This window comes from Parabacteroides goldsteinii DSM 19448 = WAL 12034, assembly GCF_000969835.1.
GTDB classification, from domain to species: Bacteria; Bacteroidota; Bacteroidia; order Bacteroidales; family Tannerellaceae; genus Parabacteroides; species Parabacteroides goldsteinii.
In genome coordinates this window covers 805,526-823,221 of the sequence record NZ_KQ033913.1, presented here as the reverse complement: position 1 = coordinate 823,221, position 17,696 = coordinate 805,526, and the positions used below count along the sequence as shown (strand labels likewise).

At 45.6% G+C, this 17,696-nt stretch carries 12 protein-coding genes; 2 read left to right on the top strand and 10 right to left on the bottom strand.

What is annotated here, in order from left to right; genetic code table 11:
- Positions 1-140: 140 nt before the first annotated feature.
- The 5 genes from aldA to HMPREF1535_RS25450 all read right to left on the bottom strand — a co-directional run bounded on the left by aldA (position 141) and on the right by HMPREF1535_RS25450 (position 7,967).
- Positions 141-1,577, bottom strand: coding sequence for an aldehyde dehydrogenase (gene aldA, locus HMPREF1535_RS16300; RefSeq protein ID WP_046146851.1), 1,437 nt, complete (start codon positions 1,575-1,577; stop codon positions 141-143).
- A 309-nt stretch (positions 1,578-1,886) separates the two neighbouring features.
- The gene (locus HMPREF1535_RS16290) at positions 1,887-3,068 is read right to left on the bottom strand and encodes a TolC family protein (RefSeq protein WP_010803507.1); all 1,182 of its coding nucleotides are present in this window, start codon (positions 3,066-3,068) and stop codon (positions 1,887-1,889) included.
- On the bottom strand, positions 3,065-6,145 hold the full coding sequence (locus HMPREF1535_RS16285; protein WP_046146850.1) for an efflux RND transporter permease subunit: 3,081 nt from the start codon (positions 6,143-6,145) through the stop codon (positions 3,065-3,067). The genes HMPREF1535_RS16290 and HMPREF1535_RS16285 overlap by 4 nt, the downstream gene beginning before the upstream one ends.
- Positions 6,146-6,245: 100 nt before the next feature.
- A complete protein-coding gene (locus tag HMPREF1535_RS16280) occupies positions 6,246-7,484 on the bottom strand; it encodes an efflux RND transporter periplasmic adaptor subunit (protein WP_010803509.1) in 1,239 nt (412 codons plus the stop codon).
- Positions 7,485-7,577: 93 nt separating this feature from the next.
- Positions 7,578-7,967: a DUF6769 family protein gene (locus tag HMPREF1535_RS25450; protein ID WP_228100026.1), complete on the bottom strand. Its 390-nt coding sequence runs from the start codon at positions 7,965-7,967 to the stop codon at positions 7,578-7,580.
- A gap of 527 nt (positions 7,968-8,494) precedes the next feature.
- Here HMPREF1535_RS25450 and HMPREF1535_RS16270 point away from each other — a divergent pair.
- Positions 8,495-9,457 (top strand): hypothetical protein, encoded by a 963-nt coding sequence (locus HMPREF1535_RS16270; protein WP_007653387.1) that lies wholly within the window; start codon positions 8,495-8,497, stop codon positions 9,455-9,457.
- A gap of 93 nt (positions 9,458-9,550) precedes the next feature.
- On the opposite strand, the gene HMPREF1535_RS16265 is transcribed toward HMPREF1535_RS16270, so the two are convergent.
- The 3 genes from HMPREF1535_RS16265 to HMPREF1535_RS16255 all read right to left on the bottom strand — a co-directional run bounded on the left by HMPREF1535_RS16265 (position 9,551) and on the right by HMPREF1535_RS16255 (position 12,539).
- Positions 9,551-10,321 carry a sulfide-dependent adenosine diphosphate thiazole synthase gene (locus HMPREF1535_RS16265; RefSeq protein ID WP_010803511.1) on the bottom strand — a complete coding sequence of 257 codons (771 nt, stop codon included), beginning with the start codon at positions 10,319-10,321 and terminating at the stop codon, positions 9,551-9,553.
- A gap of 174 nt (positions 10,322-10,495) precedes the next feature.
- Positions 10,496-11,137: a cytidylate kinase-like family protein gene (locus HMPREF1535_RS16260; protein ID WP_007653382.1), complete on the bottom strand. Its 642-nt coding sequence runs from the start codon at positions 11,135-11,137 to the stop codon at positions 10,496-10,498.
- 46 nt (positions 11,138-11,183) lie between these two features.
- On the bottom strand, positions 11,184-12,539 hold the full coding sequence (locus HMPREF1535_RS16255; protein ID WP_046147584.1) for an MATE family efflux transporter: 1,356 nt from the start codon (positions 12,537-12,539) through the stop codon (positions 11,184-11,186).
- A 75-nt stretch (positions 12,540-12,614) separates the two neighbouring features.
- Here HMPREF1535_RS16255 and HMPREF1535_RS16250 point away from each other — a divergent pair, with 75 nt between their 5' ends.
- A complete protein-coding gene (locus HMPREF1535_RS16250; protein WP_046146848.1) occupies positions 12,615-13,082 on the top strand; it encodes a GAF domain-containing protein in 468 nt (155 codons plus the stop codon).
- A gap of 44 nt (positions 13,083-13,126) precedes the next feature.
- On the opposite strand, the gene HMPREF1535_RS16245 is transcribed toward HMPREF1535_RS16250, so the two are convergent.
- Positions 13,127-16,105: a glycoside hydrolase family 2 protein gene (locus HMPREF1535_RS16245; protein WP_046146847.1), complete on the bottom strand. Its 2,979-nt coding sequence runs from the start codon at positions 16,103-16,105 to the stop codon at positions 13,127-13,129.
- A gap of 30 nt (positions 16,106-16,135) precedes the next feature.
- The gene (locus HMPREF1535_RS16240; RefSeq protein ID WP_007653377.1) at positions 16,136-17,689 is read right to left on the bottom strand and encodes a sodium/sugar symporter; all 1,554 of its coding nucleotides are present in this window, start codon (positions 17,687-17,689) and stop codon (positions 16,136-16,138) included.
- Positions 17,690-17,696: the final 7 nt, after the last annotated feature.

The window sequence follows — 17,696 nt, the reverse complement described above, 5'->3', positions numbered from 1 at the left end:
TTATCCGGAAAACTATTCAATATTACCGAACGCAGATGACGCAGAAAACACAGATACTCGCAGATTTATAATTTCTTTTCTTATAAAACATCTGCGTTACTCTGTGTATTCTGCGTCATCCGCATTCAGTAATAGCTTAATTAACCCTGCGTCTCCAGATAAACGACATGAGTCTGAAGGTATTCTTCCAGGCCATGCTTACCGTCAGCACCACCAATACCCGATTTACGCCAGCCGGCATGGAAACCCTGCATGGCTTCAAAGTTTTCACGATTGATATAAGTTTCACCGAACTTCAAGGAACGCATCAGCTTAAACGCCATATCCAGATTCTGTGTATAGACGGAAGAGGTCAACCCGTATTCGCAGTCATTTGCCCAGGTAATAGCATCTTCCACATCTGTAAACTCTACAACCGGGAGAACGGGCCCGAATGTTTCTTCCTGGATAATATCCATCTTCTGTGTACAATTAGTCAAAAGGGTCGGTTCAAAGAAGTAGCCTTTAGCTCCGATACGTTTGCCTCCATAAGCCAGGGTCGCCCCCTGCTTAACGGCTTTTCCGACTTTTTCTTCCACTGATTTCAAGGCACCGGCATCAATCAGCGGTCCCATATCCAAATCTGCGACCTCGTTGGGGTTGCCTACTTTAACCTTACCAAAGCCATCCAGCAACTTTTCAATAAAAGCATCTTTAATGCTGGAATGCACATAAACACGTTCACAACAGTTGCACACTTGTCCGGTATTGATCACGCGGGAAGCAATGATCGACTTCACGGTCAGATCCAGATCCGCATCCGGCATAACGATAGCCGGAGCCTTTCCTCCTAACTCCAGCGATACCTTCGTCACATTGGCCGAAGCGGCTTCCATCGTCTGCACACCGGCAGAAACACTTCCTGTCAGGCTGACCATTCCGACTTTCGGATTAGCGGCCATCTCATGCCCGACAACCGATCCGCGACCATTTACGATATTGAATACACCTTTAGGCACTCCCGCTTCATCCACGATCCGGGCAAAGAGATACGCATTCTCCGGTGTCAACTGACTTGGTTTCAACACAATCGTATTTCCTGTCAACATAGCCGGGGCTGCCTTACGGGCAACCAGGAAGAACGGGAAGTTCCACGGCAATATACCGGTTGTCACTCCGATAGGTTTCTTAAATACAAAGATAGTCTCATGAGGACGGTCGCTGGGTATGATCTCTCCTTCATAACGGCGTGCCCAACCGGCCATATAATCGATATAATCGGCTGTAAAGTTAACTTCCACATTGGCCAGTCCCTGCGTCTTGCCTCCTTCACGTACAATAATATCCGTCAGTTCTTTTTCCCTTTTTCGAATTCCCTGTGCTATTTTGGTCAGATACTGTGCACGTTCAATGGAAGTCAGTCGTTCCCATGCTCCTTGCGCCTTCTCCGCCGCATCGATGGCAGCCCGAACATCATCCACTGTTCCGTCAGGCATACGGGATATAACTTCTTCCGTAGAAGGATTCAACACATTGATCCACTTTCCGGATCGATTCTCGATGAACTGTCCATCGATGTACATTTCTAAATCTTTCATGGTCTCTTTAAATTGATAATTAATACTAATATGTATTCTTTATACGAATTAAGGCATTCTGATACCTGTTATCCACAGATATGTCTGATTATCGGTCTCCTAAACAATGCTACATTGTATAATCTCCTGGTAAAAAGTACTTTGTAAAAGTAAAAACTTATTTGCATAATAAAAAATACAATGATGAAAAAAAACAGTACGATAACTTTTTATAAGTTTAGTAACCAATATACGGCTCAATGGGAAGCTATAATAAAAAAAGGTCCATGCCCGAAAAAGACATGAACCTTCCTTATTTTATAAGAAAGTTTATAACTTATATTTATACAATTGCGCCATCACCTTCTGATACTCGTTCTGCAACTGCATATAATTCTGCATGCTCTGATAGAAAGTCGTTACATCAACGAAATATTCAATCATACTGATTTGGCCGGTCTGGATAGCCTTATTCAACAATGCCAGGCTATTTTGGCTTTTCAGAACCGTATTGTATTCGTCCATAGAAGTCTTCAGAGCGACCGACTGGTTATACAATTGGTGCAATTCACTTTCCACGGTCGTTGTCGTACTTTCCAGTTGAAGGTCGGTATAAAGAGCCTGCGCTTTAGCCTGCTTTACATTATTCCTGTTTGAGAACAAAGGAATGCTGATACCAACCAGGAAACCGTTAAAACGTTCTCCGCCGGTAGCCGTATTCATACGATACCCCAACTCAAAACTGGGTAAACTCTTCGACTTATTGACGCTCAACTGGCGGCGGGCAGCCACCTGCTCGCTTTTCAACGTAAGCAACTGAGGATTGGAAGTCACAGCCTCCGCACATAATTCTTCGAATGACAGGATATCACCGTCCGACATATAGGTCGTGTCCGTGAAGTCGATAGCAATACCACCATTCAATGTTGCCAGTTCCTGAAGTTTGGCAATACGGGCAGACTCGTTCATACGGGCTTCCGTTTTCGCATTCAGCAGTTCCAGGTCAATCTTATTTGTTTCCAGAATATTCGCATCGCCGGTTTCCAAACGCATGGCATACAGTTCCGCCAGTTGTTCCGCATTCTGCCTGCGTTGGTCGAGTAATGCCCGTTGCTGGTTCAGCAGGACCAGGTCAAGGCAAATCTCTTTTGCCTGCAAAAGTATTTGCTGACGAAACTCTGCCCCCTGGCGGTCGAAACTGGCGGCTTTCGATTTCGCCAGTTTATTCTTCTGCACATATACCGAAGGGAAGTCGAACGACTGGGATGCAACCAACTCTCCCTGTATCCCCATCCCTTCCCGGTTGCCGTACTGATGTACATAGGAAACTGAAGGGTCTGGCAGGTTATTATCCAGCTTCGCTTCCAATTTCTTAGAAACGGTAAGCTGGTTGTTCGCCTGCAATTCTTTATTATTGGCTTCGATACTGCGCAGGACGGCATCGATAGAATTCTGCCCGTTCACTGAAAGCGCAGCGGAAGCCAACAAGGTAATTACTATGAATTGTTTCATTTTTCCTTATTCATTAAAAGATAAACAATAGGGATAATAAATCCGTTCAGGAAAGTAGATGTCAGCAACCCTCCCAGGATGACAGTCGCCATCGGACTCTGTATCTCATTACCCGGCAAATCTCCGTTCAATGCCAACGGTATCAATGCCAAAGCCGAACTTAAAGCAGTCATAAGAATCGGGTTCAGACGGTCCAGCGAACCGTGTATCACCGTATCGTAAACAGAGAACCCTTCACTGCGCAGCTGTGCATAATGACTAATCAGCAACATACCGTTTCGGGTAGCGATACCAAACAGCGAAATGAAACCGATAATAGCCGGTATACTGATTTCGCCGGAAGTCAGCCACAAAATAAACACGCCACCAATCAAAGCCAACGGCAGGTTCAGCAGAATAACACCACTCTCCTTTGCATTCTTGAACTCATTATAAAGCAACAGGAAGATTACCAGCAGAGACATCAAAGAAGTGAGCAACAGCGTGCGGCTGGCAGCCTGTTCACTTTCAAACTGTCCGCCATATTCGATATGATACCCTTCGGGCAACTTGATTGATGTTCCAATCTTATTCTGAATATCATTTACAACACTGCGCAAATCCCGTTCGGATACGTTCGCACTGATTACTAACTTACGCTGAACGTTTTCACGGTTAATCGTATTCGGACCGGTTACCGAACGAACCTCGGCAATATAACTCAGCGGGATTTTCTTCCCTCCGGCATCTATCATCAGATTACGGATATCTTCCATCGTTGCACGGCTCTCGTCGGAAGTCTTTACTGTCAGGTCGAATGTTTTACCGTCATCATACACCTGGCTGACAACTTCGCCACCCAGCATGACATTAATATATTCTTCAAACTCAGGAAGAGATACGCCATATTTAGCCATCAGTTCACGTTTCGGCGTGATGGTCAGCTGCGGACGTTCAATCTGCTGTTCTACTTTCAGGTCAACCAGGCCCGGAATACTCTGGATAGAGTTTTTAATATCGTTGCCAATCGTAAAGAGACGGTTCAAATCGGTACCGAACAGTTTGATGGCGATATTGGCTTCCGTTCCCGAAAGCATCGCATCGATACGGTGAGAGATAGGCTGGCCGATTTCGATATTCGCACCACTGATAGTCGACAGCTTCTTACGGACATCATTCATCACAGTTTCCCGGCTACGGTCTTTCAATACGAACGGGGCCTCTATCTCCGAAACGTTCACACCCAATGCATGTTCATCCAGTTCGGCACGTCCGGTCTTACGGGCCACCGTCTGGATTTCGGGCACCTGCATCAGTAACTCTTCCGCCCGATGTCCCATCCTGTCTGATTCATCCAACGAAATACCCGGCAGCGAACTTACATTAATAGTAAAAGAACCTTCGTTGAAAGGAGGAAGGAAACTGCGTCCCAGCATAAAGAAAATACCCAACGCCACAAGGAACAGACCTACCGTAGAACCCAGTACAATCTTCTTATGCGCCAAGGCAACTTTCAATGCGGAAGCATATACCTCCTTCAATTTACGGGCTACCCATGCCTCTTTTTCTATCTTCTTATCGGTCGACTTATTACCCAGCAAATAACTACACAATACCGGCGTCAAAGTAAGTGCAACAACGGTAGATGCAAACAAAGCAACGATAAACGCAATACCCAGCGGCACCAACATGCGTCCTTCCATGCCATGAAGGAAAAACAGGGGAACGAAACTTACCACAATAATCAACGTGGAATTCAGAATAGGCATACGCACTTCACGGGAAGCGTCATAAACCACCTCCAATACCGAGCGTCGCTCTTCCGGAGGAAGCATCCGGTTCTCCCGTATTCGTTTATACACATTCTCCACATCGACAATCGCATCATCCACCAGCGAACCGATAGCAATCGCCATACCGCCCAGAGACATTGTATTAATGGTCATCCCCATATAATGCAAAACCAGTATAGAAACGAGCAATGACAAAGGCAATGCCACCAGCGAAATCACCGTCGTACGGATATTCATCAGGAAGAGGAACAAAACGATGACAACGAAGAAACTTCCTTCAAACAAACTGTTCTTTACATTATTAATAGAACTGTCGATGAAACGGCTCTGACGGAAAATATCGGTAGAGACATTCACATCCGACGGAAGGTTCTTTTGCAGGTCGGCAACGATACCGTCCAGCTTGTTTGTCAGGTCGATTGTACTGGTATTCGGTTGCTTGGTCACCGTTATCAACACAGCATGTTTGCCGCGTTCAGAAGCTGTACCCAGTTTAGGACTTTTGCTTCCTATCTTCACCGTCGCCACATTTTCCAGCATAACCGGAAAACCGTCTACAGTCTTGATAACCCCTTTTGCCAGTTCCTCCACTTTCGGAGTGGAAAGAACGCCACGGATGATATATTCATTGTCATATTCATACAAGACGCCGCCATTTGCATTGCGGTTCATATTACGGCAGACCGTCAGGACTTCATCCAACCCTACTCCATAATGTTTCATACGGGCGGGGTCAAGCAATATCTGATATTCTTTGATATCGCCACCAATCACAGCGACCTGTGCCACACCACCTGTCGACAACAAACGCGGACGGATTGTCCAGTCGGCAATCGTACGCAAATCAAGCAAAGAAGTAGAATCGGCAGTCAGACCGATAATCATCATTTCTCCCAGGATAGAAGATTGCGGTCCCAGCGTCGGCTTGCCAACATTCTCGGGAAGGCTTTCACTAACGACTGCCAGCTTTTCCGAAACAATCTGGCGGGCACGGTAGATATCCGTTCCCCAGTCAAATTCAACCCATACAACAGAGAAACCGGTGGTAGAGGAAGAACGTACACGGCGCACATCCATAGCCCCGTTCACTGCTGTTTCTACCGGGAAAGTCACCAGGCGTTCCACTTCTTCAGGAGCCATACCATTTGCTTCCGTCATGATAACCACGGTCGGAGCATTCAGGTCGGGAAACACATCTACATCTGTATGAAAAGCTGTATAGGTTCCCGCTATCATCAGCAGCAATGCACAGATCAGGACAACCAATCTGTTATGCAGCGAGTAATATATTATTTTATTCAACATAAGAATAATTATTTAATTAGCCGATATGCCAATGTGCCAATCAAGATAGTACCATGAGATTTCCATTGGCACATTGGCATATTTGCATATTTGCTCATTATTAATGATTATGAGTATGAGCCGGAATAGCATTGGAGGCAGAAGCCAGTTTGACCTGGTAAGCACCTTGTGTAACAACCGTATCTCCCGGTTTTAGACCAGACAGAATCTGGACTTCAGCACCATTGTTGGCACCCAGTTTCACTTCCTGCTTTTTGTAACCTTCCTCATCCAGACGGATAAATACGGAATAAACACCTTGCTCTTCTATCAACGCAGAAACCGGAACACTCAACACATCCTGCATCGGAGAGGTAAGCAAATAGATTTCAACAAACGAACCGGGAATTACAGCCCCTTTATTATCAAATTCAAAAGTCACAGGAATATAAAAAGAATTGGCATCCGAAGCCTTTCCGTAAGAAAGTAAACGTCCGTGAAGTTCGGAAAGCTCATACACCTGGTCATCATAAGGAGTTCGGAAATTAGCAGACTGTACAGCCGGAAGATATTGATAATACTTTTCCGACACTTCAGCACGAAGCACTAGGCGGCTATTCTGAGAAATCGTAGCCAACGGTTGTCCCACAGCGACATAATCGCCTTCTTTCACCTGAAGGTTCTTCAAGTATCCGTTCATCGGAGAAACAACCGAGACACCGTTCTCTGTTTGTTTACCGGCAATGGCATCGTAAGCGGCCTTTGCATTTTCATAGTTCAGACGTGCCTGTTCAAAGTCCTTGGCAGAAACGATCTTATCTCCCACCAGCTGTTGCATACGTTCATATTCCTTCTTGGCATTTTCGTATGCATATTTGGCACGGGCTGCCACATTCCCCTCAGACAAATTACTGGAAGCCAGGCTCAGGATAGCCTGTCCTTTCCGGACCGGAGTACCGTCCACAAAAGATAAACTGCCGAATGTAACGATACCGGGGACAGTAGCAACCACAGTCGTTTCATCGCCTTGTGCAGCCATCACGCTTCCGCTGGTCTTTATCACATCGGTAAAAGGAGCCGGTTCCATCACTTTCGTCTGTAAACCGACTGCTTTCGCTAATTCTTCTTTGAAAATGATTTCATTGGAATGTACGCCGGCGGCAGCTTCATTCCCATGTTCGTGTCCTTCATGCTCGTCTCCTTCGTGTTCATGGTCATGTCCTTCATGCTCATGATCGTGCCCCTCTTCATGTTCATGTGCTTCATGATCATGATTATGCTCTTCAGATTTAGTAGCTCCGCCACCACAACCTGCAAATATGTAGGCACATAAAACCCACAATAAATATATCTTTTTCATTGTATTATAATGTGTTATTAATGCATAATAAATAGCTCGGCGTTTAGATAAAAACACCGAAAAGCGAATAAGGTTCGCCACCATCAGTAACAATTATAACACAGGAGGGGCTCGCAGTCCACTTGCACACGTTATCCAGCTATCGTGCAGAGACTCAATATAAAAGGCTCGACTGCGTTCAAAAGGTTGTCCGCAAAAAGCCGGTTCGGGAGGGTTAATATAATCAAATAAAACTTGCAAAGGGAAAAGCAGATGACTAGCATCCACATCCGTCGCATGTGACAGCAGAGAGGTGAAAAGAGCAACATTATGCCCGTTACAACCGCAATCGTGAGAAGAAGCACTCTTGTGACTGTGTTCAGTCAGCGGTTTAAAACAAGGCAGACCGTTACTATGATGATGATGCGGTATAATGACCGAAAGCAGCATGATGATGCCGGCTATCAACATTACGTAACGGATTATGTTTTTCTTTGCTTTCATATTTATTCTGCAAAAATAGAAAGTTTATTTTGCAACACAATGGCAAATATCAGATATATAGCAAAAAAAATTCCGGCCGAGAGTCACCTCCCAGCCGGACAGTTGTTCATGGTATTAGCATTAGTGGTCTACTCATTCTGATTATACAAGCAAATGTTTGGTTAGGTCAATAATTTATAAACAAAAAATCTAAGACTAAAATAAAATAAAGTTCATCCATTCTAATGCTATTTCAATTAACATCACTTAGTATTAATAGTAAACTGCAATAACTATCCGTTCAAACCATCATTGCCGTCTCTCTTTTGAGATATGCGAATTTACTAAGCAAATACGGGAGTTTTATTTCGCATATAAGGTATTTTCAGTCATATCTATTTCTCATTCGTCTATTTACCCCCTCCGCATTTTCGAAAATACGCAACCCGTGAGTGTGCTTATTACATTTGTTGCGTTTTTCGAAACAATACGCTTTGTTTATTGTTTAATAATTGAACATATATATTATTTAAAAGGGAGAATTGGAAATGAATACAGATGTATTAAATACAAATCTGATCGAGGTAATGAAAGAGAAGATACCGGATGGGGTTAATTTAGCGAATACCCTGATGGATATTCTCTACATAGGAAAAGAGGCCGTATACAGAAGATTACGCGGCGAGGTTCCCTTCACCCTCAATGAGGCTTCCATCATTTCAAAGAAACTGGGAGTTTCACTTGACCAGATCGTGGGTATAAGCTATACTAATAACGCAATGTTCGACCTGAATCTTTTACATTATTCAGATCCTATCAAAACGTATTACAAAATCCTTGACCACTATCTTGAATTGTTTGAGTCTCTGCGCGACGATCCGACTTCGGAGTTAAGTACAGCCTCAAATATGATACCACAGACTTATTATCTGAAATACGATAGCTTGTCTAAGTTTCGGTTATTTAAATGGATGTACCAGAATGAAAAAGTAAATTGTGTAAAATATTTTTCAGAATTAAATTTATCCGAAGAACTCAAACATGCCCAAAAGGCATTCGTAGAAGCCAGTACATATATACAAACAACAAACTATATATGGGACAGCATGATGTTTAACTACCTGGTGAACGATATTAAATATTTCGCCAGCATTCATTTAATCACGGAAGAGGAAGTAACCAAACTACAGGAAGAACTCCTCCGGCTATTGGACGACCTGGAGACAATCGCTTCCAGAGGTAAATTTGACTCAGGCAAGGATATACATATATATATATCCAACATAAACTTCGAAGCCACATACAGTTTTGTGGAAACATCCAGTTTGCAATTAAGCCTGATCCGGATCTTTTCGATCAACTCGATCACATCGAGAGACAAAGAGATGTGTAAGAACCTGAAAGAATGGATTCAATCCTTACGTAAGTTTTCTACTATGATCTCCGAAAGCGGAGAAATGCAGCGTATACAGTTTTTCAAAAAACAACGGGAACTTGTAGAGAAGATGTAATAGGAAGCATGAGTTTTTATGTTACTATATGAAGAAAGGACGGAAATCTGTAAAAAGATAACCGTCCTTTCTTTTCATGTATATCAGATAATCTTATTTATCCAGTTTTGCACAGATCAGTTCTGCCGCTTTCTTACCGCTCATCAGCATACCACCGAAAATCGGTCCCATACGGAAGCTACCACTTACACCATTGGCTGCCATACCTGAAACAAACAGTCCCGGATAGATTTCTTTTGTATTTTCTACCGTTGTCTGTTCACCCAACTCAACGTTTAATGAACGTTCGCCGATTACACCGCCGGTCGGGGTATTCAGTTTGATATCGTTTTTGCGGGCAACAGTACGTGCCACTTCGCAGTCGTGTCCTGTTCCTTCCAATACGGCTTTTGCCATAATAGTCAGCGGGTCTACATGCATACCTTCGCGGATTACCGGAGCCCAGTTAACTACCACACCGGCTACTGCATCGTTGTGGAATACCACATCTTCCACAGAATAGCAGTTAAAAATAGTAGCACCGGCTTTTGTTGCCTGATAGATCAATGCTGAAGTAGTATGAACCGAATCCATAATATAAGTACCATTGCCGGCATCATGATAAGAAACGCCCAGTTCCTTCACGATCGGCATGGCTTCTTCCTGTACGACAATATCATTAAACATCATGGCACCGCCCCACATGCCTCCTCCCGGAGCCAGTTTACGGTCGAAAAGAGCCACTTTCTTTCCGGCTTTAGCCAGATAATAAGCTGCTACGATACCGGAAGGGCCACCACCAACAATAGCCACATCAATTGATAAGTTGCTCTTCAGTTTTGCAAAATAAGAGTCAATAATCCCCGTTGAAACGATCTGTTCCATTACAATAATAATTAGAGTTTAAACATCGGAGAGCACATAGAGGTTAAAGCTCTCCTTTATTTAGCAATTCTACCGATTCTCCCTTCACGGCATTACCCGGGCAGGTTCTATGGGTATAATCTCAGCCTGTGTATTAAGGCACCCCTATGATAAGTCGACGACAAAGATAGTAAATTATCCGAAATGTGGCGGACGCTTATTCATTTTCCGTTCAACAAATGCTTTCATGAACTCGACAGTCTCGTCTACACCCAATACGGATACGTCGATAGAAAAATTATAGGATGAGGCTACACCCCATTCTTTATTCGTATAATAATTATAGTAGGCTGCACGCGATTTATCGGTCTTCCCCATCAGTTCCTTTGCTTGTTCGACAGTGATATTCTGACTTTCGAGGATGCGCTGGATACGGTTTTCCATATTATTATGGATAAAAAAACTAAGACAATCCGGATCATCCCGCAGGATATAATCGGCACAACGTCCCACCAGCACGCACGACTGCTCCGATGCCAACTTACGGATTGCGTCACTCTGGAATTTAAACAGTCCGTCGTTGGAAAGAATGTCATTATAAGGAGTGAACATTCCCATATAGGAATATCCCATAGTAAAAGCATACGCCAGTCCGCTCGAAGCACGTTCGTCCGCCTTTTCGAAGAACTCTTCGCTCAATCCGCTTTCCTTGGCGGCCACCGCCATCAACTCCTTATCATAATAACCGATGCCCAATGCCTGAGCCAGTTTTTTCCCTATTTCACGACCACCACTGCCAAACTGCCGGCCAATGGTCAATATGATTTTGTTATCCATATACTAACCGATTTTATTATCTTGCGATAAATATACAATATTTTTTTTAGTTAGGAGATTCATGTTTAAACTTCTTGAATTGATTCACCAGTACGATTGCCGTAACAACTGTTGCGATCGTATCGGCAACCGGCATACTGATCCAGACTCCCAGCGTACCGAAGAAGCGAGGAAGGACAATCAAACAAGGAATCAGAAACAGCATTTGCCGGGTAAGTGACAGGAAGATAGCCTTCTTCGACATACCAATCGAAAGGAAGAAGTTCGTTGCCACCATCTGAAAGCCGACTATCGGGAAAACGGCAAATACGATATGAAGACCAAACACGGCCGCTTTCACCAGTTCGTCATCCGTTGTAAACATATTCACGATCAGGGTCGGGAATAACTGGCAGAGCAAGAAACCGGTCGTTGCCACTCCGATTGCCCACTTCATCGTCAACTTGGTTACTTCCGTTACACGGGGATATAAGCGGGCACCGAAATTATATCCGGCAATAGGTTGCATCCCCTGATTGAAGCCCATAATAATCATTACAAACAGGAAGATAATGCGGTTTACGATACCATAAGCACCAATCGCCATGTCTCCCCCATGTTCTTTCAAACCGCGGTTGATCAGGATAACAATCAGACAGGAACAAAGATTCATCAAAAAAGGCGACATCCCGATATACAGAATACCCTTCACCACCTCTTTCCTCAGTTTATAAATCCCTTTCTTAAAATGGAGCAACTGTTTCGGACTTGAAAAATGAATCATCTGTCCCGTCAAAGAGATTACCTGCGAAATGACTGTCGCCCATGCAGAACCCTTGATTCCCCACTCAAAGCCAAAGATAAAAATCGGATTCAAGATACAGTTTATCACCACAGAAGCCAGGGTGGCATACATAGCCTGTTTGGGAAAGCCCGACGAGCGCAACACCGCATTCAATCCCAGATACATATGGGTTATCACATTCCCATATAAAATAATCTGCATGTAATCGCGGGCATACCCTATCGTATTTTCACTGGCCCCGAAGAAATAAAGAATAGGGTCGAGCAAGAGCAAAAAGACAATGGTAAAAGCCACCCCGAGCAGTACATTCAGAACAAGTACATTCCCCAATACCTGGTTGGCCCCTTCATAATCCTTCTGTCCCAGCTTTACCGAAACTAATGTAGAAGCACCGACACCAACCAGCGAACCGAAAGCTGCCGCCAGGTTCATCAACGGAAATGTCAGAGCCAGACCGGAAATTGCCAGCGGTCCTACCCCATGTCCTATAAAAATACTATCAGCCATGTTATAAAGCGAAGAAGCGGTCATGGCTATAATTGCCGGAATAGCATACTGCGTAAGTAGTTTTCCGATACGTTCGGTACCCAGTACCAAAGGTGAGTTTTGTTCTGTCATAAAAATCAATTGATGCGCAAAGGTACGGATATTTACGATTAATTTTTACCTTTGTTTTCCTATAATAATTTAAATATGGCAGAGAATTTAATCATAACGGAGGGAGACAAAGAACAACAATACCAGACGTTGTTCCTCCAGATAGAAGCGTTGCTGGCCGGTGAAACAGATATGACAGCCAATATGGCGAATGTTGCCGCAGCATTGAAACAGACATTCGATTTCTTTTGGGTAGGTTTTTACGTGGTAAAAGAAGATATGTTGGTGCTCGCCCCTTTTCAGGGACCGATTGCCTGTACCCGCATCCGGCACGGCAAAGGTGTTTGCGGTACGGCATGGAAAGAAGCAAAGACCCTGATTGTTCCGGATGTAGAACTGTTTCCCGGGCATATAGCCTGCAACGCAGCTTCCAGGTCAGAGATTGTGGTTCCGGTGATCCGCGAGAGGAAAGTCATAGCGGTTCTCGATATAGACAGCGATAAGCTGGATAGTTTCGATGAAGTCGATGCAAACTATCTGGAAAGGATATGCGGATTGCTTTGATATAAAAAATAAGAGGTGGTTAAAACCACCTCTTACAAACGAGTTTAAAAGATGATCTCTATTTTACCAAAACAAGGGTTAGCTTCGAGTGTCTTACAATAGTTTCCCCAGGCAATTTCCGGGTAATCCCAACGGTTATTGACATACAGAATCAGTTGTCCGTCGGCTCGCTTATTGGAGCGGCAAGCAACGGAGGCATCCGGTGAAATAACCGACAGGCCGGTGGACGGATTACCGGCGTTCAACGTATAATAATAGATGTTCTCCTTCATACCCTTTGCCATTTGGGTAAGCGGACGATCGCAATTCGCTCCGGCATCGGCCCAGTAATAATAATTATGCGTATCCATTTGCCAGGGTTGCTGCGGACGTTCGCCGTATGCCACCTGATTCGGGTTATAAAGAGAAGTTTCTCCCTCATTACCGGCAAACTCTCCGGCCGGATAATAACTCCAATGTCCGCGGCGTTTCCATTTGAGTTGCTCCATCGTTTCGGGAAGATAGAACGAAAGTCCCGTTTCACGCAGGAAACCGTTAGGCTGCCCGTTTGTCAGGTAATTGATTTCCATACGGCCTTCCGGGGAAATCAACAGGCGGATATCGGTATCGACATCGTTATAACGGCCCTTCAATATGACCTGTACATTTTTACCCTGCTTCATATACGTAACACTCTGTTTTCTCCAATCCGCATCGGCTGTCAGGAACTTGGTGGCGCTTTTACGGACTTCAGCTCCGGTCAGATGATTCAGGTTGATATCCAGATTCAGGAAAGGGCCCTTTTCAATAAATACTCGTCCGTCGACCGTTGCGTTACAGATTAATCCCGTTTCTTTGCAGAAAGGTATTTCGAAGCCTTCGCCTTTCACGACAATACGGTCAGTATTTTCCTCAACCAGAAGCGGACCATTACGGTGCGACTGTGGCAAGGTAATCGCCGGCTGTCCCAGCGTCACAAGTGAAGCATCTATTAAATCCCCACCGGCAGTAAAGAAACGGATAAGAAGTTCGCTTCCCTCTTCCCAGTTTTCAGCCGGGATAATCAGGACTCCTTTCTGATGCGGCGCGATGGATGCTGTCTGCGTCTCTTTCTCTATTCCTTTATATATATAGCGCACTTTTATTTCATTCAGGTCAGTATGGTCGAAGCGGTTGTAAACGGGAAGCAACAGGCGCTCACCCGTCGTATAGTCACCCACTTGTTCCGTCAGCAGGCGGACAGGCGAATAGGCTTTCTTGGTTGCCCAGAACTCCGGTTTCTCACGGCGCCAGACATCGACTATTCCCCATTCACCGTAACCGACACAGTTGCCCTGGAAATCTTCCGGCTTGGCTGTACGGGCAAATTCTTTCCAGAAAGAAGTACCCATCTTCGGTTCGGGCAGCATGAACGTCTCGTCGATATATCCCCAAATCGCACCGCCCAAACCTCCGGGAGCATCAAACAGGCCGCTCCACATCTTATCGATAGAGATTCCCCAGAACTCACGGATGTTCGGATCATCCTGCAAAGTCTTATAGGTATAGCAAGCCGGGTGCGCCCATTCATCGAACAAAGCCGGGATGCCATGCCCCTGGTAATTACGCGTCGCACGTCCCCATTGATTCAGGTTGCCATCCACATCCTGATAATGCATGCTGAGAATATCATATATCGGCTTCTTCTCGCCCACCGAACCGGGATAACTGAAAATGACCGGACGTGTCGTATCCGTTGCTTTCACCCAATCCCAGCAATCCTGGAAATTCTTTCCGTACACACTCTCGTTTCCAATCGACCAGAACAGGACGGACGGATGCGAACGGAATGCCTTCACCATCTCACGGCATTGTGACAAATAACGGGGAGCAAACTCCGCACTGTCCTGCGTCCTGCCGGGAGCATAGTTCTTCTGGCGGTATGTATCGACAAAGCAGACGGCCGTTTCGCTCTCCACATAGATACCGAAACGGTCGCAGAAATGAAGGAAACGTTCGGAAGGTGGATAGTGCGAAGTACGCACGAAGTTCATATTCGATTGCTTGAAACGAAGGGCGTCCAGGCTATCCAGTTCGGCAGTTGTGGTACGCCCCAGCGTCGGATGGATATCGTGGCGGCAGGCTCCGCGCAGCTTAACGGGAAGGCCGTTCACCAGCATACGGTCTTTTACAATCTTCACGTCACGGAAACCGATCTGCTGGCTGAAGCGGCTGATTTCCTCGCCTTCCTCACGAAGCGCAACCGTTAATGTATAGAGGTTCGGATGTTCGGCATCCCATTTCAACGGATTGCGGACGGGGAGTTCATTACTGTTTCCGTCTTCTTTCAATACAAAAATACTTTGTGACAAAGGGACCTGGCGACCTGCGGGGTCGGTCAGGCTGTAGACCACTTCGGCATTTCCCGCCGTCCTGCCGGTATAGGATACTTTCAACACGGCATCCCGGTATAACGAATCGAGATGAGTCTCCGCCGCAAAATCGTAGAAACAGGTTTCCGGCAAGGCGAAAACCGTTACATCCCGAAGAATACCGCCAATCGGATGATGGGCATACCCCGAAGCATAGGAGATATCATCGATGCGATCGGTTATTTCAAGCTGTATCTCATTCTTTTTTCCCGGCCGTACAAATTCCGTCACATCTGTCTCCCAACGGGTAAAACCGCCATGATGTTCACGCACCTGTTTTCCGTTCACCGAAAGGACCGCATGGCTATATACCCCGTCGAAACGAAGAATGACCCGTTTCCCTTTATAATCGGCCGGAAGGGTAAATGATTTACGATAAAGATAAGGCGTATCATGTTCGATAGCATATCCCTGCATAGCCAGTTCTCCCGGAACCTGAACGGTATTCCATTTACCCTGCGGGGCGAAACGGAATTGCCAGTCACCATTTAACAGCAGGGAGGACGCACTCATTCCCTCTACTTCAGCAGGTATGATATAGGATGCTTCTATCGGCAAAGCCTGCAAACCGGCAGCCATACTCCCCTGCCCGATAAAGCAACAGGAAGCCATAAGTAATAAGATCTTTTTCATACTTATATGTTATTACAATTATTTCTATATTCACCACCAAAGGCAATAAAACGTCACCAATATGGCAATGACAATCAATGACATCACGTTGAACAGCCGGCTGGTACGGAACAAACCGGGACGATGGGTGGTATATTCCTCATTCATCTGTTTGCCGCTGCCCAACAGGATGATCAAACCCCAACAAAGCAGAAAGACAATCCCCATACGGTCCAGCCAGGGTAATTCGGGACAAAGGAATTTCATCAGCGTAGAAAACACAAACGAACCGAGAGCCGCAGCCAATGCTCCGTTTGCCGTCGCCCGCTTATAGAAGAACCCCGCCAGGAAAATAGCCAATGCCCCCGGACTGATAAAGCCGGTGAACTCCTGGATATATTGAAACGCCTGGTCCAGCCCCGACAACATCGGAGCAATCGATACCGCAATCAGCAACGACCCGAAGCTGGCCCATCTCCCAGTCAGCACCAACTCCTGCTGTCCGGCATCCTTCCTGAAATAAGAGCGGTAAATATCCATCGTGAAAATAGTTGAAATACTATTCATCATCGAGGCCAGCGAACTGACAATGGCCGCTGTCAGCGCTGCAAAAGCGATCCCTTTCACTCCTACCGGCAGCAGATTGCTGAGCAACCACGGATAAGCCTCGTCCGACTTCTCCAACGGGGCATTCAGAGCAAAGGCCGCAATCCCCGGAATCACCACCAACAGAGGAACCAGCAGTTTGATAAACCCGGCAAACAACATACCGTTCTGTGCCTCTCCTACCGATTTGGCCGCCAAAGCACGCTGGATGATATACTGGTTGCATCCCCAGTAATAGAGGTTGGCAACCCACAGTCCGCCGACAATAACGGAGATACCCGGCAAATCCTTATAACTCGGATGCGACTTGTCGAGAATCAGATGAAATTTATCTTCCGCCTGTGTATAAAGGTTCGTGACTCCCTGCCATACACCTTCTCCGCCGCCCAGCATATTCAATGCGATATAAGTGGTTATCAATCCTCCGCCTATAAGGAATACCACCTGGATAACATCGGTCAGCGCCACCGCCTTCAGTCCGCCATAAATGGAATAGATTCCGGCAAAAGCCGCCAGTCCGACAATGCCCCAAATCATAGGGACACCCATCACCTTTTCGATCGTCAGTGCACCGAGGTAAAGGATGGAAGTCAGGTTGATAAAGATGAAAACAGCCAGCCAGAAAACAGCCATGACAGTCTTGACCCGTTTATCGAAGCGTTCCTCCAGAAACTGGGGCATGGTAAATATCTTCTTTTCGAGGAATATCGGAATAAAGTACTTGGCGACGATAATCAATCCCAGCGCCGCAATCCATTCGTAAGTAGCCATTGCCAGCCCGATTGCATAACCGGAACCGGACATACCGACAAACTGCTCCGCCGAAATATTAGAAGCAATAATCGAAGCACCGATTGCCCACCAGGCCAATCCGCGCCCCGCCAGGAAATAATCGCCGGCATCCCGTTCTTCTCCTTTTTTCTTCCGGGAGACAAACAGGCCGACAAACAGGATCAGGGCACAGTAGGCGATAAAAATGACCAGGTCTATAGTATTCATGGTATCA